The 26,660-nt window shown below is 49.0% G+C and carries 23 protein-coding genes; 6 read left to right on the forward strand and 17 right to left on the reverse strand.

Annotation, left to right across the window (positions count from 1 at the left end):
- Positions 1-309: 309 nt before the first annotated feature.
- Together P403_RS0105880 and P403_RS0105885 are read right to left on the reverse strand one after the other, a co-directional pair.
- Complete coding sequence (locus tag P403_RS0105880; RefSeq protein ID WP_029331701.1) at positions 310-717, reverse strand: hypothetical protein; 408 nt, start codon at positions 715-717, stop codon at positions 310-312.
- A gap of 62 nt (positions 718-779) precedes the next feature.
- Positions 780-2,024: a UDP-glucose dehydrogenase family protein gene (locus P403_RS0105885; protein ID WP_029331702.1), complete on the reverse strand. Its 1,245-nt coding sequence runs from the start codon at positions 2,022-2,024 to the stop codon at positions 780-782.
- A gap of 110 nt (positions 2,025-2,134) precedes the next feature.
- On the opposite strand from P403_RS0105885, the gene P403_RS0105890 reads away from it, so the two are divergent.
- A complete protein-coding gene (locus P403_RS0105890) occupies positions 2,135-2,386 on the forward strand; it encodes a hypothetical protein (RefSeq protein ID WP_235195180.1) in 252 nt (83 codons plus the stop codon).
- Positions 2,387-2,605: 219 nt separating this feature from the next.
- On the opposite strand, the gene P403_RS0105895 is transcribed toward P403_RS0105890, so the two are convergent.
- The 6 genes from P403_RS0105895 to P403_RS0105920 all read right to left on the reverse strand — a co-directional run bounded on the left by P403_RS0105895 (position 2,606) and on the right by P403_RS0105920 (position 6,478).
- Positions 2,606-3,049, reverse strand: coding sequence for a helix-turn-helix domain-containing protein (locus P403_RS0105895; protein ID WP_029331705.1), 444 nt, complete (start codon positions 3,047-3,049; stop codon positions 2,606-2,608).
- 118 nt (positions 3,050-3,167) lie between these two features.
- On the reverse strand, positions 3,168-4,682 hold the full coding sequence (locus P403_RS0105900; protein WP_029331707.1) for an SdrD B-like domain-containing protein: 1,515 nt from the start codon (positions 4,680-4,682) through the stop codon (positions 3,168-3,170).
- Positions 4,683-4,842: 160 nt separating this feature from the next.
- Positions 4,843-5,166, reverse strand: coding sequence for a four-helix bundle copper-binding protein (locus tag P403_RS0105905; RefSeq protein WP_029331708.1), 324 nt, complete (start codon positions 5,164-5,166; stop codon positions 4,843-4,845).
- Positions 5,167-5,299: 133 nt separating this feature from the next.
- Positions 5,300-5,722, reverse strand: a complete 423-nt coding sequence (locus tag P403_RS0105910; protein ID WP_029331709.1) for a hypothetical protein — start codon at positions 5,720-5,722, stop codon at positions 5,300-5,302.
- A 7-nt stretch (positions 5,723-5,729) separates the two neighbouring features.
- Positions 5,730-6,152 (reverse strand): 3-hydroxyacyl-ACP dehydratase FabZ, encoded by a 423-nt coding sequence (fabZ, locus tag P403_RS0105915; protein WP_029331711.1) that lies wholly within the window; start codon positions 6,150-6,152, stop codon positions 5,730-5,732.
- Between the two features lie 26 nt (positions 6,153-6,178).
- Positions 6,179-6,478, reverse strand: a complete 300-nt coding sequence (locus P403_RS0105920; protein ID WP_029331713.1) for a DNA-directed RNA polymerase subunit beta — start codon at positions 6,476-6,478, stop codon at positions 6,179-6,181.
- 405 nt (positions 6,479-6,883) lie between these two features.
- Between P403_RS0105920 and P403_RS0105925 the strand changes: the two genes are divergently transcribed.
- Positions 6,884-8,254, forward strand: a complete 1,371-nt coding sequence (locus P403_RS0105925) for a hypothetical protein (protein ID WP_029331714.1) — start codon at positions 6,884-6,886, stop codon at positions 8,252-8,254.
- Positions 8,255-8,344: 90 nt separating this feature from the next.
- Positions 8,345-9,277: a class F sortase gene (locus tag P403_RS0105930; protein ID WP_029331715.1), complete on the forward strand. Its 933-nt coding sequence runs from the start codon at positions 8,345-8,347 to the stop codon at positions 9,275-9,277.
- Positions 9,278-9,321: 44 nt separating this feature from the next.
- Here P403_RS0105930 and P403_RS0105935 read toward each other — a convergent pair whose 3' ends face one another.
- The 6 genes from P403_RS0105935 to P403_RS0105960 all read right to left on the reverse strand — a co-directional run bounded on the left by P403_RS0105935 (position 9,322) and on the right by P403_RS0105960 (position 16,880).
- Positions 9,322-10,428, reverse strand: a complete 1,107-nt coding sequence (locus P403_RS0105935) for a YheC/YheD family protein (protein WP_029331716.1) — start codon at positions 10,426-10,428, stop codon at positions 9,322-9,324.
- A gap of 12 nt (positions 10,429-10,440) precedes the next feature.
- Positions 10,441-11,043 (reverse strand): class D sortase, encoded by a 603-nt coding sequence (locus P403_RS0105940; protein ID WP_051667320.1) that lies wholly within the window; start codon positions 11,041-11,043, stop codon positions 10,441-10,443.
- A complete protein-coding gene (locus tag P403_RS0105945; RefSeq protein WP_029331719.1) occupies positions 11,040-12,686 on the reverse strand; it encodes a hypothetical protein in 1,647 nt (548 codons plus the stop codon). Before P403_RS0105945 ends, P403_RS0105940 begins: the two co-directional genes overlap by 4 nt.
- Positions 12,687-12,770: 84 nt before the next feature.
- Positions 12,771-15,005 (reverse strand): adhesive domain-containing protein, encoded by a 2,235-nt coding sequence (locus tag P403_RS16700; protein ID WP_200872398.1) that lies wholly within the window; start codon positions 15,003-15,005, stop codon positions 12,771-12,773.
- A 320-nt stretch (positions 15,006-15,325) separates the two neighbouring features.
- Complete coding sequence (locus P403_RS0105955; protein WP_029331721.1) at positions 15,326-15,649, reverse strand: winged helix-turn-helix transcriptional regulator; 324 nt, start codon at positions 15,647-15,649, stop codon at positions 15,326-15,328.
- A 73-nt stretch (positions 15,650-15,722) separates the two neighbouring features.
- On the reverse strand, positions 15,723-16,880 hold the full coding sequence (locus tag P403_RS0105960) for an AI-2E family transporter (RefSeq protein ID WP_029331724.1): 1,158 nt from the start codon (positions 16,878-16,880) through the stop codon (positions 15,723-15,725).
- A gap of 230 nt (positions 16,881-17,110) precedes the next feature.
- Between P403_RS0105960 and P403_RS0105965 the strand changes: the two genes are divergently transcribed.
- Positions 17,111-19,657: a HAMP domain-containing sensor histidine kinase gene (locus P403_RS0105965; RefSeq protein WP_029331725.1), complete on the forward strand. Its 2,547-nt coding sequence runs from the start codon at positions 17,111-17,113 to the stop codon at positions 19,655-19,657.
- A gap of 182 nt (positions 19,658-19,839) precedes the next feature.
- On the forward strand, positions 19,840-20,700 hold the full coding sequence (locus tag P403_RS0105970) for an NAD(P)-dependent oxidoreductase (protein ID WP_029331726.1): 861 nt from the start codon (positions 19,840-19,842) through the stop codon (positions 20,698-20,700).
- 57 nt (positions 20,701-20,757) lie between these two features.
- On the opposite strand, the gene P403_RS0105975 is transcribed toward P403_RS0105970, so the two are convergent.
- Together P403_RS0105975 and P403_RS0105980 are read right to left on the reverse strand one after the other, a co-directional pair.
- The gene (locus P403_RS0105975) at positions 20,758-21,540 is read right to left on the reverse strand and encodes a flagellar hook-basal body protein (protein ID WP_029331727.1); all 783 of its coding nucleotides are present in this window, start codon (positions 21,538-21,540) and stop codon (positions 20,758-20,760) included.
- A gap of 15 nt (positions 21,541-21,555) precedes the next feature.
- Positions 21,556-22,344 carry a flagellar hook-basal body protein gene (locus P403_RS0105980; protein WP_029331728.1) on the reverse strand — a complete coding sequence of 263 codons (789 nt, stop codon included), beginning with the start codon at positions 22,342-22,344 and terminating at the stop codon, positions 21,556-21,558.
- A 208-nt stretch (positions 22,345-22,552) separates the two neighbouring features.
- On the opposite strand from P403_RS0105980, the gene P403_RS16275 reads away from it, so the two are divergent.
- Positions 22,553-25,390 carry an EAL domain-containing protein gene (locus tag P403_RS16275; RefSeq protein WP_051667322.1) on the forward strand — a complete coding sequence of 946 codons (2,838 nt, stop codon included), beginning with the start codon at positions 22,553-22,555 and terminating at the stop codon, positions 25,388-25,390.
- Between the two features lie 39 nt (positions 25,391-25,429).
- Here the strand turns inward: P403_RS16275 and P403_RS0105990 are convergent, their stop codons facing one another.
- Positions 25,430-26,626, reverse strand: coding sequence for a multidrug efflux MFS transporter (locus tag P403_RS0105990; protein ID WP_029331730.1), 1,197 nt, complete (start codon positions 26,624-26,626; stop codon positions 25,430-25,432).
- Between the last annotated feature and the right edge of the window lie 34 nt (positions 26,627-26,660).

Here is a 26,660-nt window from a genome sequence, read left to right on the forward strand (position 1 = left end):
TTAATCCGCAATTTTTTTACACAAGTTAATACAAAGCCATCGTATAGCTAAATCTCTGTATTAACTTGAACTATCTTTCCATTGAAGACGTATCCTGCTCTACTCTTCGAATCATCTATACATGCGTAAATAGTCACCTTCAGAGAACTTGATGCGCGTGCAATACTTCTACTCCCGCCTCTATTCAAATCGCACCTTTACGAACGTAATTTTGAACTGAAATTTGATCATGTTCACAAAAATAAAAGACAGCTTCATTTCGATTATTAAAAAAGAGATGTATCCTTTCTTCAGAAAGATGGATGCACGCTAAGTAAGTATCTGATGGCGCGCGTCCATCGCCTCCAAAAAATCCGTCCGGTCGAACTGATGCCGCGAATCCGCCATGATTTCAATCCGTTCACCGACTCGTCGGAGCTGAATCGGTAAGCCACGCCCGATCCAGTCCAGTTGCCGCTGCAACAAATGACGCGCCCGCTTCGTCTTTCGTTCCGCTTCGACGAACTGACGGATGTATTGCAAGACATATCCGAACCCGAACTCGATCGGAATCCGAAGCTCGACGCCGTCGTCCGTCACCCGAATCAACCCCGCGCCGTAATGAATCGCCCGCGACCATTCCTCGTCGACATGCTGCTCCCACCTGTTTACCAAAGGGACTGTTTCAAGTTTCCCTTTAGGTCCGCTCGGTTGCACCGTAAAATACTCAATTTTCATCATCCGTCTCCTCCACAAAAAAATAGGATGAACCCACTGATGGATTCACCCTATATAACAGGTCAGTTAGATGGATTGTTCGAAAATGTGTGGTGCGGTCGCCCGATGCCCTCGTACTGGACGCCACCCGGTGCCTCGAGATGTTTCCAGCAGTTTCGTCCGTCAATCAGACGCGGCGTCTGCATGTGTTCCTGCAAGAGTTGCGGTGAGACGTACTTGATGTCATCCCATTCCGTCATGATGACGGCGACGTCCGCTCCCGCCACTGCTTCAGCCATCGTCGTTTTTTGGTCGAGCACCGTCTTCGCTGCCGGATCATAGCCTGTCACCTTCACCCCAAGCTGTTGCAGGCGTTCGGCCAATCGTAACGCCGGTGCATCCCGTAAATCATCCGTGCCCGGTTTAAAGGCAAGTCCGAGCAGGGCGACATGCATGCCACGCTCGGGACGAATCTTTTCGAGCACGTATGCGAGCTGAGCTTCATTCGTCCGGTCCGCTGCTTCGATGACGTGAAGGTGCGTATCATGCGTGCGTGCAAGTGTCGTCAAGGCTTTGATGTCTTTTGGGAAACAGGATCCGCCGTAGCCAGCCCCTGCCCGGAGAAAGGCGGGACCAATCCGTGGATCAAGACCGATCCCGTGGGCGATGTCGTCGACGTTCGCCCCGACTTGGTCGGCAAGACGGGCGATTTCATTGATGAAGCTGATTTTGACGGCAAGGAAACTATTCGCCGCGTACTTCGTAAGTTCCGCCGTCGTCGGATCGACATGGACGACGGGTGCGTCCGTCGTCTTGAGTAATTCCTCGAGTCGGGGCGCAAGTAGCGCGTCACGCGTCCCGATGACAATCCGGCTCGGTTGACGCATATCGGCAAGCGCCGTTCCTTCCCGCAAAAATTCCGGGACCATCGCGAAGCGGAGGGACGGATGCTCCGTACTCAACCGTTCCGTCGTCCCGGGAGGAACGGTCGATTTCAAGACGACCGATGCGCCAGGACTGATCAATTCAATCAACCGGACGACGGCTTCGACGGCTGAAAGATCACAACTGCCATCTGCCCGTTCCGGTGTACCGACAGCGACGAGGTAGAGATCCGAGACCGGGTACTCTGTCGTGAAGGTCAATCGACTTTGATTTTTTTCGAGTGCCTCATCTATCCCTTGCTCCGTAATCGGCGCGATACCTCGTCTAAGCTGTTCCATCCGTTCTCTATTCAAATCGACACATGTCACTTCATGTCCCGTGTCCGCTAGTCCGATCGCTGTCACGAGACCAACATACCCGGTCCCAATCACCGTTAGATGCATGCAATCACTTCCTTCGTTAGTTTCTCTGTCTTCACTATACGGGAGGACGAAAGATTTGTGCATCGAAAAAGCTTTTCGAATACGCTATACTAGTCATGGGAATGGGAGGAATGTCCGTGGCGATTATTATCTTTTGCCTCGTCTGTCTCTTCGCATATCGTATCCGGAAGCTTCCTGAAGCAATCCGGACGATCTTACTCATCCTCGGGTTATTCAGTGGATGGTTCGCGCTGTTTGAGATCATCAGTTATCTAGAAGCCAATCCGTATCTAGCCGCGATTCCGATCACACTCGGACTCGGGTATTGGTACTGGCACCGTAAGAAAAAACAAAACACAACGACACCGCCATCGTCTTCATGATGGACTAGCCTGCCGACAAAGCTCACGAGCTCGTGAACTTTGTCTTTTTTTCGTCAAAAAAAAAGACTACCTCCTGTGTAGAAGGTAGTCTCAGACTGTAGGCAACTTGCTAGCGTCCGAGAAAAGCGTCTTTTTCCCGTAGGAGTCAACGACACGTGACGCTTTTTAGGTAGTATCGTCAGGAAATCCATGCATGCAGACAGTTTAGAACACAATCCGTCATAAACCGTTCGCTTTATGCTCGAGTGCTGCGATTTTTTCGTCAACATCCAACAACTTCAGTTCATGTTCAAGCTCAAGGCGACGTTTTTTACGTTTGAGCTGACTGATTTGTTCCGCAATTGATTCAGCCGTCGCTTCCTGTTTCGGCGGCACCGTCTCGCTTTGCGTCTGATCCATCGATTGACGGAGTGGATCAAACAAGTTCGATTTCGCAAACTTCGCCGCTTCCGGACCAAACATGTCATTGATGATCGGGAGGATCTTGTTCATCGCTGTACCCGGGATTTGTGACTTTTCATCGACCAGTCGTTTCAGCGCCAGTTCATCGACCAAGTAACCTTTTCCATCCTGTTCCGCATGCAATTCGCCTGTCCGGATCCAGCGACGGACCGTTTCTTCCGATACACGTAATAATTCACTGATTTGTTTCGTCGTTAACATCGTCATCCCTCTTTCTGTTCATTTGATACTACAACTATACACACGTGTGTGCGTGTGTGTCAACCGATACACACATGAAAAAGCCTCCTGAACATAATCGTTCAGAAGGCTTTCATTTTTAACCGTTTCGGCGTAAGAGGAACCACAGTCCGACAACTGCAAGCCCGGCACCTGTCGCAGCAAACGGGAACGGTGTTTCTTCCCCTGCTTGCGGCAACGTTCCAGACATTTTAGTCGAACGGGTCACGTCCGTCGCCTGCTCCGTTTTCGCTTTGACCGGCGTCGGTTTAGTTTGTTCGACCGGTTCAGCACGGACGACTTCAGCCGCCAAGAAAAAGCCGAGCGTGTCTTCCGTCATCGTAAAGGTGGCTTCGACCGGCTTTCGTTTGAACAACTTCATGAATTCCTCGAGCTCCGGGAATTCTTCGTCAAGTTCTTCGCCCTGATCTTCAGCCATCGCTTTCATGTCCGCTTTCGTGATGGCACCTGAAAAATCTTCGAAGTCAAACAACGCATCCAAATCCAAATGATGCATCGCTTTCACAAGATACCCTGATTTCACTTCTGTTTTAACCGAGTACGTCCCTGGTTCGAGTTCAATCATCATCGCTTCATTCGCACCCACTGTTTCTTTGTAGACGTCTTTTCCGGTAATTGTATCCGTCACCGTATACGTCGCAGGTACGCCCGTTTCTGTATAGCCCGGTCGTTGATTCGCATCAGCGTCAAAGAAGTTTGTTACGAGCAAGAGGTTTGAGAAGTCTTCCTCTTCCTCAGCGCCATACAGTCCTGCATCAATCTCTACCGTTTGACCGGCTTTCAATTTTAAATAAAGGTATCCGTCTTCTTCATCTAAATCCGAATCGATCAATCGGTCGTCACCGACGTTTTGAGGCGAGTTGTAGTAATACCCCATGTCGAATCCATCCGTTTTGACGTCGTACTCACCCGGTTTCAAGTTCGAGAACGTGTAGCGCCCTTCCTTCGTATACACTTCGTCGACGACATCTTCATCATGATTCAACAGCAATACAGGAACATCATCGAGTAACAACTCGCCATTTTGACGAACCCCGTCCATGTTCTCGTCATACCAGACGGTTCCACTGATCGTTCCCGTTGTTGCTTTGACAGGCTTTTCTTTTATTGGTTCTTCTTTTGTTGGCTCTTCTTTTGTTGGCTCTTCTTTTGTTGGCTCTTCTGTTACTGGTTCCTCAGTCGCCGGCTCTTCCGTCGCAGGATCGACTTGTGGTTCTTCTGTTGTTGGTTCTTCCGTTACCGGCTCCTCCACCGTCGGTTCTTCTGTTGCCGGTTCTTCTGTCACGACACGTCCGAACTCGACGAGGATGTTCTTCGATTGATCGACCGCAACGATATTGATTGTCGGTGCCGTTTCAGCCGTGAACGTCACGACGGGTGTTTTCGCGATATCGATATTTTTCCCCGTCACTTCGCCTTCGAAGACGAGCGCCGTTTCTGATTCGAGATCGACGAGTCCTTCCCCTGTAAAGGTCAGGGTGTACGGATTCGTCCCCGTTCCGGTGACGTCCCAACTCACCGGTGCTGCTTGTACCGGGAGGATGACACTAAAGCTCAGTACCAGTGCAATAAGATACATGCCAAGTTTTCGCATTATGTAAATGTACACTCCATTCTAAAAATATGTCCTACCTAAATTTTAAACAATACAGGAAAAATAAAACACTTAAAAATTTACATTGCGTTATCTTTTTTTCAAAAAAAGAAACTGCCTCCTTTACTTAAAGAAGAAAGCAGTCCCTTTCACTCTACTTTTAAACGAGTCGTTCGCAAGATGTCACACACGCTTCACACGCTTCAGCACATTTTTGACAATGGTCATGATCATGTCCGGCACATTCTTTGGCACAGGCACGACAAATTTCGATACAGGCTTTCGCGAGTACAGATACATTCGAGCTGTTTCGAGCAATCGCTTGACTGAGCAGACCACATATATCGGCACAATCCCGATCGAGTCGGATACAGCCCGCCATGTGTGCGACGTGCTCCTCATTCAAACAGGCATCGAAGCACGCGTTGCAGGCAATGATGCAGGCATTCAGTTCTGTTAAGACAGCTTGATGGTTTTCAGACATAATCAAGATCCTCCCTATATATATTGTAGGTACTACTATTTTTAGTTTCCCTATCATCTTCATCACAAACATCAAAAAAGAAGCATACGAGAACCGGGAAATCCAAACGGCTCTCGTATACTTCTCATTTAGTTTAACGGACGATTTCGAGCGGAATCTCAATGCCACGCCCGGCTCCTGCATCGATAATCAACACAGGGAGTCGTTCTTCATCAAAGATGTCCTCTTCGATCGTCGTATCTGCCGTATAAATTCGAACTTCACCCATCTTCTTTGCTTTAAATGAAACGAACGGGAACGGAATCGATTGATTGGCGACATCGAGTCGGATATCGACTTGTTGATCGTCAAGACGAATGTCATTCGCCGTTCGAATCGTCAAGCGCATCCGGTCCTTCTCCGTCAAGGAGACTTGAGCGGAAATGTTTTCCGTTTGTCCAGCACGTTTGACAGGATCAATGAAGACCGTCGGGGAAGCCGTCTTCACCACGTCAGCACGCTGACAACCTGGAATGATGAGTAAGGATATCGCAAGGGGGATCAACCAGCGTTTCATCAGCAGGTCACTTAATCGCGAAAGTTAGTTCAGCAGTACAGGCGACTTCCCCATCGACCGTAGCTGTAGCACTCCCTTTACCGATCGGTCCACGCAGTTTCGTCAATTCGACTTCCAGTCGGAGCTGATCACCGGGTACGACTTGACGTTTGAAACGGCAATTTTCAATACCTGCGAAAAATGCGAGTTTCCCTTGGTTTTGTTCCACCTTCAGTACAGCGAACGCACCGACTTGTGCTAACGCCTCGACAATCAGTACGCCAGGCATGACATTGTAATCCGGAAAATGGCCATTGAAGAATTCTTCATTCGCCGTGACGTTCTTGATGCCGACCGCTCGTTTACCTTCCTCGACTTCAAGAATCCGGTCAACGAGTAAAAACGGGTAACGGTGCGGAATCACTTCTTTTATCTGTTCAATCGTATACATATCTACAGCTCCAATCACTGATTAATCTAAGCTTTCATCCAAAAATCGGTGATGCGAGTCCACGTATCGAGCTTCAATACATCCATCGCTTCGCCACCACCAAACGTCGCGTACCCAACCATCGCGCCTACGACGAGTGCAATCACGACGAGAACCAATACGATCAATAGTCGTACAAGAATCGGTACTCGACGAGAAGAATACTCACGAAGACGTTTACGCTGCTTCTGCTCCGGGTTTTCTTGATGTTCCTGATTCGGCTCTTTTTGATGCCGTTTCAGACGTTCACGTGTCGGTTGACCCGTTCCTGCTTGGTTTTGTACCATCTTGATCACCTTTCATTGAGTCAGTCTAAAGAACAGTATAGCACATTAGTACCTGGTATTAAATAGTTCCGATTTAGCTACAAGTTTGCTCTTTTTCCAAGTGTAACATGAGGAATCACCGAATATATAAAAAAAGTTCGCATTGTGTATATAAGGAAAGAAAAAACACTTTCCCATATTTTTCGATATTCTTTCACAAATTTTAAATCCAATTCATGCCCTTGCGCGTAAGCTACACAGAACGGCAAACAGAATGACTACTGAAACGCATCAAAATTACGTTTTAAGATTTCTTCAACTTTTTAAAACTTTTTTAAATCCAAATGCCTCACTCCTTCGTAGGCTCTTCAGAAGGATGAAACAGAAACTACCAAAACTATTAAAAACTGAGAGGAATGATTACAGATGAAACACACTAAAAAATTCGCAGCATCAGCAATGGCAGCAGCACTCGTATTACCAGGAACGGCGGCGTTCGCATCAGGCGGTTCAGACGACATGATGCATGAGGACAAAGCAAAAAACGTCACGGTCAAAACGAAAGCGGCAGATCTTCGTGCGACACTCGACCAATTGCTTTCTGAGCACTTCGTGCTTGCTGTCATGGACATGAAAAAACAATATGACGGTTCAAAAGATGCTGAGTATTATGAAGCAGCACTCAAACAGAACGCACTCGACATGACACCGGCAATCGCTTCAGTCTATGGCGACGAAGGCGCAAAACAGTTCGAAAAAATCTTCGTCGATCACAACAAATACACAACGGACCTCGTCAAAGCTGTCAAAGCGGATGACCAAGAAGGCATCAACGCTTCAAAAGCCGAGACAGAAGAGTTCGTCCAGGACCTCTCGACATTCCTCGACACAGCGACAGAAGGCGAACTTCCGAAGGAAGCAGCTGAAGAAGTCCTTCGTGCTCACGAAGCGGACGTCTATAAAACATTCCAAGAGTATGCAGCAGGCGACTACGAAGGATCGTACAACACGTTCCGTGAAGGATACAGCCGCATGTATGACATCTCAAAAGCACTCTCAGTCGCCATCACGACACAGATGCCTGAGAAATTCGATAACTCGAAAGCTGATACGAAAGCCGCTGACCTCCGGTCAACACTCAACAGCCTTGCTGCTGAACACGTCGCTCTTGCGAACCTCAGCATGACGGCAGGCGTCGATCAAGCGAAAGACTACGATGCTGCAAACTGGGCGGAAGATATGCACACAGCTGACTTCAAAGCCGCGATCAAATCGATCTACGGTCAAGCCGGTGCGGATCAGTTCGAGCAAGTCTGGACGAAAAACCACATCGAAGCACAAGCGAACCTCGTCACAGCAGCCATCAATGATGACAAAAAAATGATGGGTGACGCACAAGACATGCTCAAAATGTTCACGAACGACTTCGGTGCATTCCTCGGAGCAGCAACGGAAGAAAACCTTCCGACGAAAGCAGCACAAGAAGCCGTCGCTGGCCATGAAACATATGTTCAAGACACGTTCATGCAGTATACAGAAGGCGACTACAAAGCGTCAGTCGACACGTTCCGCGAGTCATATGCTTACATGTACGGTGTCGGTGAAAACCTCGGTAACGCGATCGTCATGCAATCTCCTGAGAAATTCATGGACGGTACACCAGGTTCAATGCCGAACACAGGTAACGGCGGCATGAGCGACACAAGCAACAACGCAACAACAGGTGCACTTGCACTCTTCGGTCTTGCACTCGGTGCAGCTGGAATCGTCGTTGCACGCAAACGCCAAAACGCATAAGAAATCGGGTATACTAAAAAGGATAGCGCCCTCGGCACTATCCTTTTTCTTACATAGAGAGGTCTTCCTCTCGGAAAGGAGTGACGTGTTTTGAAAAAATGGTTATTACCGATCAGTATCGTCCTGATGCTCGTTTCAGTCGGTACACTGATTTTCTTATTATTCGGAAACACGAACGACACAGAAAGAAACATCACGCAAGGTACAGCTGATTCACAATCCGCGGCTTCTTCCGAGACGAAGGAGGATCCACTCAAACCATCCGAAATCTTTAAAAAAGAATTTAAGACCCTCTCGACCAATGAAGTCGAACTCCCGAAGACGTTGACGATCGACGCACTCGACGTCAAAACGAACATCGAACAAGTCGGTCTCGATAAAAAAGGGGCGATGGGTACACCCAAAAATGAACAACAGGTCGGATGGTATAAATTCGGACCACGACCAGGGGACGTCGGCAATGCCGTCATCGACGGACATACGGATACGAAAACCGGTCCTGCCGTCTTTTACAAGCTGCATGAACTAAAAAAAGGTGACGCCATCAAAATCAAAGATGAGTCTGGACGCCTGCTCGTCTTCCGCGTCAAGAAACTCGTCGAGTATGACCATCTCGATGCCCCACTCGAAAAAATCTTCGGTGCTGCCGACACCCGTAACTTAAACTTAATTACGTGTATCGGTACGTATGACCAAAATGCAGGGACGTACGACAACCGGCTCGTCGTGTTCACCGAGCTTGATGAGAAAGCATCCGATCCCGTCAACACACCACCAAAACCAGCAACGAATGTCCGTATCAGTGGTGGCTTCGTGAACTGGTATGCCTCAAAAGACGATGAAGTCGTGACGTATAACATCTATCAAGAACAAGAGGGAAAACGAAAAAAACTCGGTTCAACGGAATCGATTGAACGGAAAGCGTTCCCACTTCCGGAAGATGCGACAGGTCGCTTCATCATTACGGCCGTCAATAAAGCAGGCATCGAGTCACCAGAAGCATTTAGTGTCACGCAAAAATAAGCACAACAAAAAGATCTTACGTTCAAATTGAGCGTAAGATCTTTTTAGTCTGCCCTTTCGTTCAGAGCAATCCGTAATTGTTTATCCCCAGACGCCGTCTCATAAAATACATGGAGCCGCCCCGGTCTGATTTTCGATTCCGTCGTCGGGATGAAGACGATTCCGATTCGTTCTTCCCCACTCTGATACGTTCCGCTTAATGCATTAAACTGATCGGCAATCGTCACGATCCGTCCATCCGTTTCGTATTCACCGAGCTTCGGGGCGATCTCAATCGAATCGGCGGATTGATTTTTGATTTTGACGGTAATCGCGAGCAGGCGAGTCGCCTCACCACTGACCTGTAAGACTTTTTCTTTTTGAACGTTTACAAGCAAGAGCGGTGTTTGACGGGTCGCGTCCATCCGCGTCGTCGAGAGCGCACCGTGACTCAAGTGACTGACGGACTCTTGCTTGTTGTTACTGACGAAAGGAAAGAACTTGACGAGCTTCCACGTTCCATTCGCCCCTTTTGCGACATGGATCCGCATACAATAGGAATGCCCATGGATGGTTTCCGAGGCGATGAACGGTTGAACGATCATCGGGTTCCGTTGAATCTCTTCTTCGATACGGTCAATCAATTGTCCTGTCGAACAGGTGTCACTTCGTAAAAGGTGATCAAACGTATACTGATCCGGTCCGACCTGTTCAATCGTATAAATCCGTTGCCCCCGCTTGCCGTTAGCCGGTTTGAAAATGATTTTCCCGTACCGTTCCAGGAGAGCAACCAAATCCTTCCCCGCACGAATCCGGTGCATCGGAATCAAATACTGTTTGAACTTCCCGTCAGCCGCAAGTTTTTTCAAGACGACGTTTTTGTTGCCGATTCGGTGTGTCGTAAACGGAATCTCGTCGGCCAAGCGTAAAAAGATGTTTTTTTGCTCGTCCGTCAACGGCAAGTGATTATAGACGACATCCGGAAATTCGCACAAGCCGTTATGCCAGCGGTCATCCAAAAAGTGCATCCCCCGAATCATCCGCTTGTCAAAGTCGATATCCTGCGGCCGGAAGAAAAACGCTTCAATCCCCATCGATGCTGCGACGACGCAGGCGATCTTATCACGAAATTGTGGTTTATCGTTCAAGCGTAATATGCCGATCCTTGTCATGTCCGTCTCCCCCTACTCAATCGGTTCTAAGAAAATCAAATAGCGTTCCGTACTGTTCGCAATGTTATAAAACGGGTAACAGGTCGAGATGACGAGCGACTCCGTTCCTGTCGTTGCCAAGATGCGTGTATCTTCATCGTCGACGATTTCACTCGACCGCATGACATAGCGGTATGATCCATCCGCCAAATAGAGTTCGACCTCGTCACCCGGTTCGAGCTCACTGATTTTTGAAAACGTCGTGTCGTTATGCCCGGCGATGAAGATCCGGTCACCCTGTCCAGGAAAAGCCGTTTCCGGGTGATGCCCGACGCCTTTCGCAAGCGTTTTGTCCGTCACCCCTTCGAGGAGTGGCAATTCCATGTCGAGTGATTTAATGGTTAAGAAACCAAGCGTCTCGCCTTCTTCAAACGTGACCGGCACTGCCCCCGCTTCCGTGTCCGCTGCCTGTGCTTGTTCAGCCGTCTTCTTTTGTTCCTCCGCCTCCACGACAACGGCTTTCGCCTTTTCCAGTTCGGTGGATAACGTTCGATCAATCGTGAATTTTTGATAGCCAACGTACCCTAACAAGAGAACACCGATGATGAGCAAGAGTGTCGAGACGTGTCGTCTCATCGTTTCACGACCTCCTCTTGATGGATTTGTTCGAGCGCACGACAGTACCCGGAGATATTATGCTCGACATCATCAATCCGGACGCGGAAGGAGTGGTGACGGATGTAGAAACTACCGAGTATGCGCTCCGGTACTTTCATATACATCGCGACTTCCGGGTAATAAAAACCAGTCAATTGGTACTGCATCCGGCGTTCAATCGTCGCTTCGAGCCAGTCGAGCGGAAACGTCGTCAATAAGTCTGTCTGCCCGTCTGCTTGCATCCGGCCAATCATCTCGCGGGCCGCTAACATCAACTCAAGAAACGTCGGATACGTCGTCTCGCGGTGATGAATGAAATCAAGCTTTTGCTCGACATTTTGAAGTCCGAACCGATAGTACCGTTCATCCGGAACATACTTCGTCAATTCATTGACGCTGTAGCTGAGCCAGTGGTCATGCTGCTTCCAGTAATCGTGCGCGATAAAGTAGTCAAACGCTTGCGTCACACTCGTTAACCACCGTTCTTGTCGATCGAGCTCGTATAGACGAAGTAGCGCAAACGTCGCTTCTCCTTCGTAATAAATAATCCGAAACGCCTCTTTCAATGCAAGCGACGGATACGATAACACATGGTTGAAGTTACCTGCCGGCTGCTGCAACCCTAACATTCCGTTCGCAAGGGCGCGGCACAACGCAAGTTCGCGACGCGACTTGAACGTCGTCATGTATTTCGTCAACGCTAAGATGGCCGCGGCATTGGCTCCAAGCTTAATTTCCGCATCCTGTTCCCAATCAACGACATAGGCCGATTCGTTCGGTTGAACGATCAAGTGCTCGATGAGATAGTCTTTCGCACGATCGATTGCGTGTTGAAGTGTCACGTCCGGTCGGACTGCGTACGCTTCAATCATCGAGTAAAGTGTACTCGCATGCCGTAAGCTGTTGTAAAATTGAATCGTTTTGTCAAAACATGAAAAGTAACCATATATGAAGCGGCCATCCGCCTGAACTTGGCGAGCTAAGTAATCACTCGCTTGCGTGACGACCGTTTTGATTTCAAAGGGAGTGGTGCGTGGAGAGACTCTGATTTTTTCCACTGTCCCTGTCATTTCGATGACGATCGGTTCTTCTTCACTGAAGACGCTCGTCGTCTCAAACAAGATACAGTTTGTTTGGTCTGTGAAGACCACGCGTGGTATTTTTCGACGTTGCAGTTCAACATATCGTGTCATGTTCTTCAAGTTCACCCGAAGTTCCGGCGTGTCCTTATCTGGCGTCAACATCGCATTTCCATTTAGTTCTTCTTCTAAAAAGGCACACGTGAAGCGAGCATCGAAAGCGATGCCTTTTCGGAAATAATTCTTCCGTGTTGCACGAAGTTGATCGTTTAATTCTGCGAACGAACAAAAATGAAAGTTCTTCGCAACATCTACTTTAATCCAGTCGTAGTCGACGGGATGTTCAAGTAAGAAGTTTTTGATTTTTTGAAAGATACTCGCCATTCGTTTCCCACGAAATGTTTGGACCCGTGCACGGCGTTTCTTCGTCCCGACTGATAGAAAAACGGTGAGGCGTTGATTTAAAAAATAAGTTGCTTGATCTTCTTTCATTAGCGCAAAAACTTGTTCTTCGATTCGTTCTATCCGTTCCATCAATTCCATCCGAAGTCACCCCTTCAAAAAATAATGAAAATTGTAGCAGAGAGTTTCCCCTCCGCTACAATGACTGTTACTTAATCGGTCTGCTTATTGCTGGGGACGGCGACGGAATAGTTTTGCAAACAATCCGGTTACTACCGCCAACATACCCATCATTGAAACAAGGAAAAGATTTTCTGACGTGTTCGGAAGCTTACTTGCTGCGGTTCGAGTGACCGGTTTACTGATCGGTGTCGATAGAATCGGTCGGTTTTTCGGAACAACTGTCGTATGTGTCGGAACGGTCGGCTTCGTCACAACACCTGGATGCTTAGGCGGCATCGGTTTATTGATGACTGGAACCGGAACGACTGTGTCATGATCGTTATCCTTGTCGGCATCAGCGTCCGCATCGGCATCCGCGTCGGCATCCGCATCAGCGTCGGCATCCGCATCCGCATCAGCGTCGGCATCAGCATCGGCGTCAGCGTCAGCATCAGCATCGGCGTCAGCATCAGCATCAGCGTCAGCGTCAGCATCCGCGTCAGCGTCGGCATCAGCATCAGCGTCGGCATCAGCGTCAGCATCCGCGTCAGCATCCGCGTCAGCGTCAGCATCCGCGTCAGCGTCAGCATCCGCGTCGGCATCGGCATCCGCATCCGCATCGGCGTCAGCATCGGCATCCGCATCGGCGTCCGCATCGGCATCCGCATCAGCGTCGGCATCCGCATCCGCGTCAGCGTCAGCGTCAGCGTCAGCGTCAGCATCGGCATCCGCATCCGCATCGGCATCCGCGTCAGCATCCGCATCGGCATCAGCGTCAGCATCCGCATCGGCGTCGGCATCAGCATCCGCATCCGCATCCGCATCCGCATCCGCGTCGGCGTCGGCATCCGCATCCGCATCGGCGTCAGCGTCAGCATCGGCGTCGGCATCCGCGTCAGCATCGGCATCGGCGTCCGCATCGGCGTCGGCATCGGCATCGGCGTCAGCATCCGCATCCGCGTCAGCGTCAGCGTCGGCGTCAGCATCGGCGTCAGCGTCCGCATCGGCATCCGCGTCGGCATCAGCATCCGCATCAGCATCCGCGTCAGCATCCGCGTCAGCATCAGCATCCGCATCGGCGTCAGCGTCCGCATCGGCGTCAGCATCCGCATCCGCATCCGCATCCGCATCCGCATCGGCGTCAGCATCCGCGTCAGCATCCGCGTCAGCATCCGCGTCAGCATCCGCATCGGCGTCGCCTTCTTCATCAAACACAATCGTCGTTTGACCATCTAAATCACTTAATAACTCAGCATCAATGGCTGTAGTACTGACGACTGATCCCGTAACGACGACTTCACCATCAACACTGGCCGGCTTATCGACGAGCACATTTAAGTCGACCGTCGTCGGTCCAAGAACCTGAACGCCAGCTAATTCATTTGATAAGTTGACCGTATCGTTCGTGACTGCATCTAACAAGTCATTGACGGATGGTAAAAGTGCTTTTACTGGATCCAACACAAAATCAAGTGTCGGCGCTAAATCTCCTGTTAACTCAAGGTTCGTAATCGCATCCACTAAGTCTTGTAGTGCTTGTTGTACTACTTGCTGAACTGCCGTTTCAAGATGTTGTCCTAGTCCATCACTGAAATCAACAACGATCGTGCCATCAGCATTGACTGTCACCGGGACCTGCCCATCGTAATCAAGCAAATCAGACAACGCTACGTCCAAATTATTGAGTGCAGCCAACGCGTCTTCTAGTTCATCTAGTCCATCAACATTTAAAAGCGGGCTTGTCAGCGGGTTATCTAAAATTATGTCAATTTGAGTAACCAAGGTTCCGACAAGGCCATTGACACTCGTTGTTAATGGATCAAGTTGACCTTTGAGCGTCGGCAAGTCTTCCAGTGTGATTGGCAATAGTTCTACGCTCACGTCAGCATTGCCGTTCGCCGTCATTTTGCCCGCGAGATCCGGAATATTAAAGACGGCGACACGTTCTGGCGACAAAATTTCTGCATCGGCCAGTCCTCGGCCCGTTAAACCAAGAGCAAAATTATAATTATCTAATTGTTCTGTTAAATTCGCTCGGACTTGTACATCTGTCAATAATTGTACATCCGCTAGACTCACTCGATTTACTGGAGCAAGTGCTAATGAATTTTTAATCGATGAGGCAAATTGCTGCTGTTGCGGCTGAAACTTTTTTTCAGCTGCTTCTGTCTTGGTGTAAGTAAATGAAATTGGGGATAATGCCAGTGAGGAAGCTGTGAGTAGTTTGATCAAGCGCTTGGTGTGGTTTCTGTGGTGTCGGTTCATCTTCTTTCGGAAATCAGGCGTTTTCTTGTTCATTTGAACACTCCTTTTCTTTGAGAAAAATAACCTTACACCCATTATTATGCAGGGTTTTACTAATAAAAAATACATTTTTTTTACAATTATAATAGAAGTATAGTACCTAATATCTAGTATTTTTAATGCTTAATTACCTTTAAAAATATAAATTAAAGCCGTTTTTATTTTCAATATCTTAATTTATATTGTAATTTTATTTCATTACTTAATATCCCATAAAAATCCATATTCATTTAAGAGCCTTTTATACCCATATAATTTCCATAAAATAAAAAAAGGTCATCCTCGAGCTGATAGCTCGAAGATGACCTTTTTTATTAGAAGGTAATGTGTTGTTTACTCCACTTGATCGACTCTTTAAACTGTCGAACGAGATCTTCGGCTGGTGCGGTCAAAAAGTACGCTAGTCCATCGACTTTTTCTGACATTTGCTGAATGACAAGTCCATCTTCAATCAACTCTTGAAGTTGCTCTAAAATCTGACCGTGTGACTGATCGATTCGCTGTTCAATCTCACCAATCGTCAGCGCCCCATCCCGTAAAATGTAGATGACGCTCGACTTTAAGCTGTTCTCGAAATTATGCTGAAACTTTTGCAGGGCTAATAAATCGGCTTGTTCTTCTGTTTGACGTTGATCCATCTGTCACTACCCCTTTCCTAACACATCAGACTGCTTCTTTAGTATGAAGGAACGACGTTAATAATTCAAAAAGTCATTCTTTTTTTGTGATGATGGTATCGAACGTCTTTTCCTCATCCGTGATGACCATCTTCTTTTGTGTCCGGAGATGGTAGAGACGTTGCAAGTTAAGAATGATGACTTTCATGACGGCATAAAACGGAACGCCGAGTAAGACGCCGAAGAAGCCGGCGATGTTCCCTGCGACAAGCAGGACGATGATGATCGTCAACGGGTGAACATCAAGCGTTCTTCCTTGAACGAGCGGTGACATGATGTGCGAATCGATTTGTTGCGCGACCGTCATGACAATGATGGCGTAGACTGCAAGAATCGGATCCTGGATAAAACCGACAATCAAAGCGGGAATGACTCCGATGACTGGTCCGAGAAACGGAATGATGTTCGTCAATGTCGCGAACATCGCTAACAAAATCGCATAGTCGATGCCGATGAAGAGATATCCGATGTAGGCGATGACACCAACACCGATACTGACGATGACCTGCCCCCGGATATAGCTCATGATCGTTTCATGGACATCTTCCAAGATTTTTTTCGTTTCTTTATGAAATTCAAACGGCATCATGTTAACCAAATTGCCTTTTAGCTTATGACCGTCTAACAACATATAAATCAACATGATCGGAATGATGATGATCGTGATGACGGTCGTCGTGATTAAGCTGACGAACCCACCGACCCCTGCTCCGACATTTTTTAAGAACGATGACGCATACTCGGAGAGATTCGTCGAGAATTTATCGAACAAGTCGTCCGGTCCCCCGACGAAGCGAGAAAAGATGCTGCTGTTTTCAAGCTGACTCCGAACTTCGACGAGTTGGCGCTGAAATTCCGTCGCGAGGTTCGGGATCGAATTGACGAACTCACTGATTTGTTTCGATAAGGATGGACCGAAGATAAATCCAAGTGTCGTCATGATTCCAATCAATCCGAACAAGACGACCATCACGGCCGGACGCCGACTCATCTTTTTCTCAAGCATCTCGACGAGCGGCAAAAGGACGTAATAGAGAATCCCCGCGATTGCAAGCGGCGGGACGACCATTTGCCCGAGTATGGCGAGTGGACGAAATAAAAAGGTCACGTGATTGCCGACCCAGACGATGACGAGTAGCGTCATGACCCACCAGGCGCCACGATACCACTTGTTTTCAAACATTTTTTGCATTCTGTCACTTCCTCATACGTAATAATGATAGCTTTCACTCAGTTAGTTTTCCTTTATCTGACCGCTTCTAATCCTCCTGCAAAAAAATAAGCTGGACCGTCATCTAAATATAATATTTATTTTACATCTTTGCGTGTTAAAATTTGATGACTGCTAACAAGCAGAGTAAAATTTAATGTATATCTTCAACCACTTACGTACATATACAAAAGAATATGGAGGATTCGAACGTGAAATGGATTAATCAAAAGATTGGTCGCCAATTGATGTTTGCTTTTTACGCGGTCTTTATCGCACTCAGCATCACATCCGCTATCGTCTATACGTATACTGAACAAAAAATCAGTCAAACCGATGCGACATTCGATGACTTACGTGAACGAAGAACGAATGCGAACGCGTTGGCATACGAATGGTCCGCTGCACAGAGCAATGTAAAATCATACCTCTTGTTCGGAACCCCTGAAATGCTCAATGCTGTCAAAACAAACCAAGATGAAATTAACCGCTTGACGACCTGGTTCGAGCAAAACGCCATCTATACACAAGGCGATCAATATGCAACTGCGACGAGAAACTTATATGACGATTATTTCGGTACTGCCGTCCCACTGTTACGTCAATATGTGGAACAAAAACAGAAAGGCTCGGTCGACGAACAGTTCGTTGATCCGAAAACGCTCGCTTCGCTTTCGAACGGGAGCGAATTATTCAATTCTGACGGGACGTTGAAAGGCTCAAACAGTCAAATTGACGGTGAAGCCGATACGGCTGGTATCGAAGCCTTGCTGACAAACTATTTAAACCTCATTCAGACTGAAGAAGATGAAGCAAAGGCCAGCCTGCTCAATGAAATGCGCATCGCCCAGTTCATTTGGCTGTCAAACCTGCTTGTCCTCGTCATCATTCTTGTCTTACTCGTCCGCCCGTTCATCAACCGGGTGACGAAACAAATTAATTCGTTGTCTCGGGACAGTGCACATCTCGCAAGTGGTGAAGACGTCAAAGAACTTCCCTTACCGAAACGACGCGATGAATTACACACATTAACCGCGTCCTTCAATCAAATGGCAGCATCGATTGCGGATAATAAAGTCCATATGCTGGCGAAGAATGAAGAGTTGCAAGCCCAACAAGAGGAACTCGTTGCGCAGCAAGAAGAGCTACAGGCGCAACAGGAAGAACTCGAAGAAGCACTCGAAATCACGCTGCAAAGCGAACAACATCTAAAATACCGTAATGAATTGACGGAGACGCTTGCGTCCCGCGAAACATTGACGGCGTATCCGGAAATCATCGAGAAGCTCGTCTCAATCACCCACTCGGAAATCGGAGCCTTGCTGTTCCTCGATCAACACGATGTCCGCTCGACGATTGAATACGGGATGACCCCTGATATGGTCGAACAATTGATCCACGAAGATCAATCGTTGTTCCATCGGGCGCGTGTCTTGAAACGTCCGGTGCATTCGTCTAAACAGGTCGCACACGAAAGCCCGCTTCCGTATCCGTACTACATGTATGAAGTCGCCGTGCCGATTCTTGACCCGAACGAAGAAAAAATTATCGCCTGCATCTATCTCGTCCGGTACCGTGACGCCTTCACGCCGGAGCAGATGGGCGACATCCTTTCCTTCTCGCACCAGCTCTCACTTTCGTTGATGCGGATGGGGATTTACGAAAAAATGATTCATGAAAAGAACAAAACCGGACAACTGTTGAACTCGATTCGGGAAGCCGTCGTCTACATCGAACATGAATCAGATGAATTGCTCGTCAACGAACCGTTGATGAAGTTGTTCCCGGAAATTCAGACGGAACATCAGGATGAAAGTAATCTCTCCTCGTTCCGTCAAGCAATGTCCGCCTTGTCTTCCATCATCGATGAAGCAGAACCGTTCGAACAATACATCGAACAGATCGTCGAGCAGAACTTGCCGAAGGATAGTCTCGTCGTCTCGATTCGCGCGCGCAGTGCCTATATCCAAATTTATGCCGAGAAGATTCAAATCAATAACGTTTGGGTCGGAACGATGCTCGTCTTACGGGATGTCACGAAAGAAACGGAGTCGGACCGGATGAAAGAAGAGTTCGTCTCGACCGTCTCGCACGAACTTCGGACACCCCTCTCGTCCATCTACGGTTTCACGGAGTTGATGCTCAACAAATCGTTCGAAGAAGAGCGTCAGCTAAAGTACTTGCAGACGATTCACTCGGAAACAGGTCGCCTGACGACCCTCGTCAACGATTTCCTCGACGTCCAGCGGATGGAATCGAGTGAGCAACGTTATCAGATGTCGACGTTCGACATCGTCGAACTCGCAAATGACGTGACCGACTTCTATGGTGCCTCGCATACGACACACACGTTAGCGTTCGCAGGCAACGGACCAATCATGATTGACGCCGATAGCGAAAAGATTAAACAGCTCTTAAACAACCTACTCAGTAACGCCATCAAGTATTCTCCTGACGGCGGAACGGTTTCAATCGAAGTCCAGCACCAGGATGGTTTCGCTGAAATCAAGATTCACGACGAAGGAATGGGCATCCCGCAAGAAGCGATGTCGAAGTTGTTCGATAAGTTTTACCGGGTCGACAACTCAGAGACACGCAAAATCGGTGGAACGGGTCTCGGTCTATCGATTTGTAAAGAAATCGTCAAACACCATAACGGAACGATTGATGTTGAATCGACCGTCGGTGTCGGCTCGACCTTTACGATTCGTTTTCCGGTCGCTGTCATTTCCACCATCTTGACGTACGAAACTGAATGAGTCTTTACCCCCGTGTCCACTAAAGGCGCGGGGTTTTTTTGCCCTGTTCATGTTCAGATTCCGTCAAGGACGGGTGAAACGCGGGCTTCCAGTAAGAAGAACGCCGCTTACGTCGCGTTTAACATAAGGTTCTAAAAGGGAATAGCTAAAGCGACTCTACACATACAGGAGGAATCAGACAGATGCAACTTGGTTGGATAGGATTAGGTCATATGGGTGTCCCGATGGCGTTACGTCTTCGCCGCGCCGGACACCCGTTATACATCTATAACCGCACAGAAAGTAAGACAGCACCGCTCGTCGCGGAAGGGGCAACGTCGCTTCGCTCACCACGCGAACTGGTCGAACAGTCGGACATCATCTTCATCATGCTCGCAGATGGAAAAGCGATCGATCATGTTCTTCACGAAACAAACGGGCTGCTCGCAAGCGACTTGACGGACAAAATCGTCGTCAACTTGAGTACGATTTCGTCCGAGGAATCAACACAGGCAGCGCAACTGATCGAACGCGCCGGTGCCGCCTATCTCGAGTCTCCCGTCTCTGGTTCAGTCGGTGTCGCAGAAGCCGGCCAGCTCGTCATGCTCGTCGGTGGTGACAAACAGACACTTGCGACATGTCGGCCGTATCTCGATGTTCTCGGTAAAGAAAGTATCCATTTCGGTGACCACGGAACAGGCAGCTCAGCAAAACTTGCCATCAACCTCCTGCTCGGTATCGTCGGTGAAGGACTTGCTGAAACGTTCCTGCTCGGAGAAGCGGCCGGGCTCGACAAAGAAAAACTCATCCAGATGATTTCCTTGTCCGGCATGAATACACCGCTCTTCCAAGGCAAACAGGACATGTACCGAACAGAAGAGTTCCCCCCTGCTTTCCCGCTTCGGTTGATGGCGAAGGATTTAGGGTTGATCACGGACGCCGCGAAACGGTACACGTTACGTTTACCGCTGGCAGAAGCAGCACATGAACAGTACGAACAGGCGAACACGGGAGACCAAGCCGATTTAGATATGGCAGCGGTCTACCTGAGCTTAAAAAAATGACTCCATCAGAAAGCCGCGCCTTCCAGATTCCGGAATGCGCGGCTTTTGGCAGACTCGTTATTTGAGTGATGTGACGATTCCCATCATCTGATCGGTCGTCATCAAAGCTTTCGAATTAAACTGATAGGCGCGTTGAATTTGCGTCAAGTTCGTCATTTCCGTCCCCATGTCGACGTTCGAGGATTCGAGCGTCCCGACCGTCAACGGGTTCCCTTGAGCATTTTGATATTGTCCGGTCGCCGTATAGAGTCCACCGCCGACATCCGTCAACTCGCCATGGTTCGGAATATCCGCGACACCGATGCGGGCAAGGACACGACGTTCTCCGTTGAGGACACCTGTGATATTGCCATCTTTGTTCAGCTCAATCGCCGTCGCATTTTTCGGTAAGGTGATGGCATCGTTCGCTTGATTGATGACGGAGCGTCCCGCATCATCTGTCAACAACATCTGTCCGTTGCCTTGCGGTGATAACTCAAAGTTGCCGTCCCGCGTGAATTTCGTCACGCCGTCTGCATCGATGACACCAAAGAAGTGATGCGGATTACCGAGTGCCGCATCTAAATTTCGTCCGGTCGTTTGAAAAGCACCGACGGTAAAACGTGTCGCTTCGTTCGCGACATACCCACCGACACCAAGACGAAGATCGACCGGCGTCGTCAAAGGACCTGTTTCTAAGCCGCCCGGTGTGTTGCTGATGTTGCGGACGAGTAACTCATTGAACTGCGCATCACGACGCTTGTAGCCGTTCGTGTTCGCATTCGCGAGATTATGCCCGGTCGTATCGAGTTGTTTTTGTAATTGAGCCATCGTACTGGCTGATGTATAAAGTGATTGCATGACTTCCTCCTCCGATTAACGCACGCGACCGATTTCAGAAACAGCTTTTTCAGCCGTCCGGTCGTAAGCTTGAATGACTTTTTGATTGGCTTCGAACTGACGAAGTCCACTGTTCATCTCAGCCATCGTCTGCTCGATTTCGACGTTCCCGAGTTCGAGCACGCCTTGGTCGACTTTGACGTCTCCCGCCGCAAGTGCTGCCGGAGAGCGGAATAAACCGTTGCCTGTCCGCTCCAGTGTCTCCGGTTGATCGGTTACGACAAGTCCAAGGTTTCCGATCGCTTGCCCGTTTCCGTCCGTCACCGCTCCGTCTGCGCTGACAACGAAGTCTTCATTGACGACGTTGAGCGCCTGACCGTTTGCATCAAGGACGAGATCATTTTCTGTCGTCCGGAGCAAACCATCCTGCCCGACGGCAAATTGACCGTTCGTCGTGTAAAGCGTCTCTTCCCCACCTGTCAGCGGATCCGTATGTAAGACGGTAAAGAGGGCGGATCCGTCCCGTGAACTGATTTGGAGATCCGTCGCGTTGCCCGTTTCCGTAATCGAACCGAGGGCAAAGTTCGGCGTCGCTGCCTGCATGAAGACACCTGTCGCGAGCGTGCCGACCGTCCCTCTTGATTGAATTCCCGTCCGTTCATTGACGCCTGATTGTTGAATCATCATCTCCGGAAACGTCCGGAGCGATGCTTGATCGGCGCGGAAGCCAGGCGTCCGCGCATTGGCCAGGTTGTTACTTAACATTTCTTGTTGCCGCTGTAACGCCTGCATCGCACCAGACGCCGTGTACATTCCTCGTAACATATGTTTTTGTCTCCTCATTGACTTAATGTTCAATTCTCTTATGTTTAGTATATCGGTCAGGTTCTGTTGAATTATGAGTTTTTTTCAAAAAAAGGGAATGAGAAAAATAGTTGAACCGAAAGTCCTAGCTCTTGATTGAAATATTTCGGAGTAAAAAATTCCAAAAATTGTTATAATGAATGATAGACATTTTAATCGAGGTGACGAGATGCCGTTCTTCAAAAAGAAACTTTCAGAAGCGCCCCTGCAAGGATCACTGGATTTTAAAGAACTGACAGACCCGACCTACTTTTTAGAAAATCATCCGGATGCCGTTTACACCTTGAACTTAGCTGGAGAAATCGTCTCCTTTAATCAAAAACTCGCTTTCCTGCTCGGCTATGAAGGAACGACACTCGCGAATCAACCAATCCAGTCCTTCCTTCGTCCGAGTGAAGCCGAGCGAATCGCCCCCTTTAAACAGCGTGCCCTGCACGGGGAGACCGTTCATTTCACGGCAGAAGTCCGTCACAAGGATGGGCGCCGCTTGACAATGACCGTGACGAACATCCCGATCTACCAAAACCACATCATCATCGGTCTGTACGGAATCGCCCGTGACATTTCGCAACATGTCGCGTTACGAAAACAACTGCTTCGATTAGCCCAGCAAGAACAGTTGACAGAAATGACGACACCAATCGCCTTTCTCGATTATCTTCCGACATCAGACGAGTGGTCGTTCTCGAAAAACTTCACTTCACTCTTGTCGATTTCGAGCCACCGCTTGGCGTCGATGGACGAAGAAGACTTCCTACACGAGATTCACCCGGACGACCGTAGCCTCTTTCAAGAACACGTGGCACAGTTAACGACGCCGTCTAACGTCAGCCTCACTTTACGGATGAATCAACAGGAACAGTATCAACGGGTCGTCCGCTGTGATGCCTTATCGTCGCAGACTGACGGTCATCTCTGCATCAGCATGATGTTTCATGACACTGCGACGACGCGTGAGACTCCGCCCGCCGATTCGCAAGACTCGCTGACGAATTTTTTAGCGACCGTCGAAACAATTGTTTACCAACACAGTGAAGCCGATCAAGCGTTGACGTTCCTCGCCGTCGGTTTTTTACAGCAACACCCGGAACACTTGCGCCAGCTCGAACTCGATCCCGCGTACTGGAAAGAATTGCTTCATCCGGACGACCGGGACCGAATAAAAGCTGCGCGGGAAGGGTTGCAACAAGGAGAAACCGTCCGGCTGACTTACCGGCTGAAACTAGAGGACGAATGGCGCTGGCTCGAAGAGATTCGTCTTCCTTTAAAGGATTCGAACACTCAGGTCTTCACCGGCTATCAAGGTGTCGTCACGGACATCACGCTCGTCAAGCAGCAACAAGAGGATCTCTTTCGCTTATCGCGGCATCACGCGACAACGGGGTTGCCGAACCGGATTGCCCTGCTTGAAAAAATGGAGGATTTGCTTAAAAATGGTCTTCCTTTTACCATCTTCGCGATCGACTTCAATCAATTCCATAACATCAATACACAACTCCGGTATGAGATTGGCCAACGCTGGCTACTTGATACACGTGATGCGTTAACGGAGCGCTTGCCGAACGTCTATTGCAGTCAGCTCGAAGGCGATTACTACATCGCCTTAATCGAGCAACCGTTCGATGAGCTCCAGTTGAAGAAACGTGCGCTCCATGTGCTCGAACTCGCGACGCAACGCTTCTCAATCGAGGCGTATGCCCTAATTCCGGAACTCGCCATCGGAATCAGTCACAGTCAGGACAAAAAGACTTCAGCGGCTGAACTCCTGCAGGCTGCGAACACGACCTTGACCCGTGCCCGCGCTAAGACAGGTCCCGCCTATGAATTGTATACGTCGCAGCTTGACCTTGAAATTTACCGCCGCCACCAACTCGAACAAGGTTTACGGTATGCGATTGGACAGGACGAACTGTTTCTCGAATATCAACCGAAAGTCGATATCTGGAGCGGGCAGCTCTTAGCCTTCGAGGCCTTGATTCGTTGGGATCATCCAGAGTGGGGACGGATTCCCCCGCAAGATTTCATTCCGCTTGCAGAAGAAGGACGATTTTATCTCGCGATTGGCGACTGGGTCCTCGAGACCGTTTGCCGGACGCTACAGGACTTGAGTACGTCGGGTTTCCCCGTCGTCCCGATTTCAATCAATCTGTCGGCGAAGCGACTGTTGCACGGCAACTTCGTCGAAACCGTCAAAACGTGTTTGAAACGCCATAGTGTCCAAGCCCGCTTCCTGCAGTTCGAGCTACCTGAAAATGTCCTGCTCGAGAACAATGAGTTCGTCAAAGAAACACTGGCGCACCTGCATCGTCTCGGAATTCGCCTCACACTCGATCGCTACGGTAGCAGTGCTACTTCCTTAGCTTGTCTGCGCGACTATCCGATTACGACGTTAAAGCTGGATCGTTCGTTCGTCGCTCAACTCGAGGAGGCGGATCAGTCGACGGCACTTCTTAAAACCATCATCTACTTTGCGAAGGAACTCGAACTGACCGTCGTCGCTGAGGGCGTCGAAACACTCCATCAACTCGATTTGTTCCGCGATTTCGAGTGCCATGCCGTCCAAGGTTACCTGTTCAGCCGACCCGTCAGTGCGTCCGAACTTGTGAACGTATTGCGTCTCGGTGTTCTTTCACCGATTGAGTCTTTAAAAGCCTCACCGAAACAACAATTGCCGTCCGTCCATGCCCAGATCACAATCACCCGCCTGAACGGCAAGGCCGTCAATGTCGGTGCTTCGCCAATCCTCATCACGCGGAGTACGAACCGGTCCATCCATTTTTATGCCTCGATTCGCTTGCCTGTCGACCACCAAATCGAGCTGTCGTTACAATTGAAGGATGTCGATCATCCACGGACGATCATCGAACCGCTTGCAATCACGGAACTCGACAATGGACTGTTCCATTATTCTGCCGACTACAAAGTACGTGCTCAGTCCATCCTTTTGATGAAGGCGCTCGAACATTCGGAGCAACAAAAACTCGATGACTTCTTTTCATTGACATGAAAAACGCCTCCCGGTTACTGACCGGAGAGGCGTTCCGTGTTAGGAATGTTTTTTACTGAGTACCGCTGTTTGCGTCCGTTCGAGGACAGCATTCGTGATGACAATCAAACCGGTAAACAGGAACAACGCTTCAAAACCGAAGTGGCCGGCGATCTGACCACCGGCGAGCGGTCCGAGGAAGTTTCCCATGAATTGGGCCGATTGATTGTAACCGAAGATCCGTCCGGACGCATTGGCTGGTGTATGTTTACGAAGCAGTGCTTGGACCGATGGCATCAAGGCCGCTGTCGCAAATCCGATGCCCATCCGCAAGACGATCAATTGACTCGTATCCGTGACGAACGCTTGCGGAATCAAGAAAGCGGCAAAGACTAGTAAGGCAAAGAATAAGACACGTTCCGCCCCAATCTTGTCGGACAGTCGTCCGAGCCGCTGGGCAGCAATCAATGCCGCAATCCCGGGTGCTGAGGCGACGATTCCCGATAGTAACGCCAGCCGTTCCGTTCCGGGACTCAGCTCTCGCACGTAGAGCGAGAGAATCGGACTGATGGATTGCGCTGCGAACTGAATCAAGAACGTCGTCAAGAATAGACTCAAGATGAGCTCCGGATGACGGAGCGATTGAATGATTTCTTTTGCGGAAGCCATTTTTTTGACTTCAAGTGGGACGAATTCTTCTTTAACGAAGAAATATGTCACGAGGAACGTCAAAAACAACGGTACGCTCGTAAAGAGAAAAACGGGTCGAAGCCCAATCATGTCGGCAAGGAATCCTCCAATCAGAGGTCCGAGCAATCCACCGGCAATCCCACCGGTCGACAATGTACCGAGCGCCCAGCCACTTTTCTCTTTCGGGGTTTGAGAAGCAATCAAGGTGATTCCGGCTGAAATGAATCCGGAGACCGCTCCCATGACGAGCCGTAAGAAAACAAGCTGATACACATCTTGCACAAAACTGATTAAGAACATGACAATCGACATTCCGAGGCTTGCCCGGAGCAACATCAACTTCCGTCCCTTTTTATCGGCGAGTCGTCCCCAGATCGGTGAGACGATTGCTGCGACGAGGAACGTTGCTCCGAACGCAATCCCGGACCAGGTCGTAATCTCCTGACGTCCATTGACGCCAAGCTCTTCAATGAATAATGGCAAAAACGGTAAAACGAGACTGAGTGCAGCGGCAGTCAAAAAACTCCCGATCCACACGACGATTAAATTTCTTTTCCACAACGGCATTGTGGCATCACTTCCTTTTTAATGGTAATTCCGA

The organism is Exiguobacterium oxidotolerans JCM 12280, from assembly GCF_000702625.1.
Lineage (GTDB): Bacteria > Bacillota > Bacilli > Exiguobacteriales > Exiguobacteriaceae > Exiguobacterium_A > Exiguobacterium_A oxidotolerans.

Coding starts and splice junctions, on each gene's coding strand:
- P403_RS16700 (WP_200872398.1), bottom strand. CDS start 15,005: ATGAACAAGAAAACGCCTGATTTCCGAAAGAAGATGAACCGACACCAC.
- P403_RS16275 (WP_051667322.1), top strand. CDS start 22,553: ATGCCGTTCTTCAAAAAGAAACTTTCAGAAGCGCCCCTGCAAGGATCA.
- P403_RS0105990 (WP_029331730.1), bottom strand. CDS start 26,626: ATGCCGTTGTGGAAAAGAAATTTAATCGTCGTGTGGATCGGGAGTTTT.
- P403_RS0105955 (WP_029331721.1), bottom strand. CDS start 15,649: ATGGATCAACGTCAAACAGAAGAACAAGCCGATTTATTAGCCCTGCAA.
- P403_RS0105885 (WP_029331702.1), bottom strand. CDS start 2,024: ATGCATCTAACGGTGATTGGGACCGGGTATGTTGGTCTCGTGACAGCG.
- P403_RS0105945 (WP_029331719.1), bottom strand. CDS start 12,686: ATGGAATTGATGGAACGGATAGAACGAATCGAAGAACAAGTTTTTGCG.
- P403_RS0105960 (WP_029331724.1), bottom strand. CDS start 16,880: ATGCAAAAAATGTTTGAAAACAAGTGGTATCGTGGCGCCTGGTGGGTC.
- P403_RS0105910 (WP_029331709.1), bottom strand. CDS start 5,722: ATGAAACGCTGGTTGATCCCCCTTGCGATATCCTTACTCATCATTCCA.
- P403_RS0105980 (WP_029331728.1), bottom strand. CDS start 22,344: ATGTTACGAGGAATGTACACGGCGTCTGGTGCGATGCAGGCGTTACAG.
- P403_RS0105925 (WP_029331714.1), top strand. CDS start 6,884: ATGAAACACACTAAAAAATTCGCAGCATCAGCAATGGCAGCAGCACTC.
- P403_RS0105900 (WP_029331707.1), bottom strand. CDS start 4,682: ATGCGAAAACTTGGCATGTATCTTATTGCACTGGTACTGAGCTTTAGT.
- P403_RS0105880 (WP_029331701.1), bottom strand. CDS start 717: ATGAAAATTGAGTATTTTACGGTGCAACCGAGCGGACCTAAAGGGAAA.
- fabZ (WP_029331711.1), bottom strand. CDS start 6,152: ATGTATACGATTGAACAGATAAAAGAAGTGATTCCGCACCGTTACCCG.
- P403_RS0105890 (WP_235195180.1), top strand. CDS start 2,135: ATGTCCGTGGCGATTATTATCTTTTGCCTCGTCTGTCTCTTCGCATAT.
- P403_RS0105895 (WP_029331705.1), bottom strand. CDS start 3,049: ATGTTAACGACGAAACAAATCAGTGAATTATTACGTGTATCGGAAGAA.
- P403_RS0105920 (WP_029331713.1), bottom strand. CDS start 6,478: ATGGTACAAAACCAAGCAGGAACGGGTCAACCGACACGTGAACGTCTG.
- P403_RS0105935 (WP_029331716.1), bottom strand. CDS start 10,428: ATGACAAGGATCGGCATATTACGCTTGAACGATAAACCACAATTTCGT.
- P403_RS0105940 (WP_051667320.1), bottom strand. CDS start 11,043: ATGAGACGACACGTCTCGACACTCTTGCTCATCATCGGTGTTCTCTTG.
- P403_RS0105970 (WP_029331726.1), top strand. CDS start 19,840: ATGCAACTTGGTTGGATAGGATTAGGTCATATGGGTGTCCCGATGGCG.
- P403_RS0105975 (WP_029331727.1), bottom strand. CDS start 21,540: ATGCAATCACTTTATACATCAGCCAGTACGATGGCTCAATTACAAAAA.
- P403_RS0105905 (WP_029331708.1), bottom strand. CDS start 5,166: ATGTCTGAAAACCATCAAGCTGTCTTAACAGAACTGAATGCCTGCATC.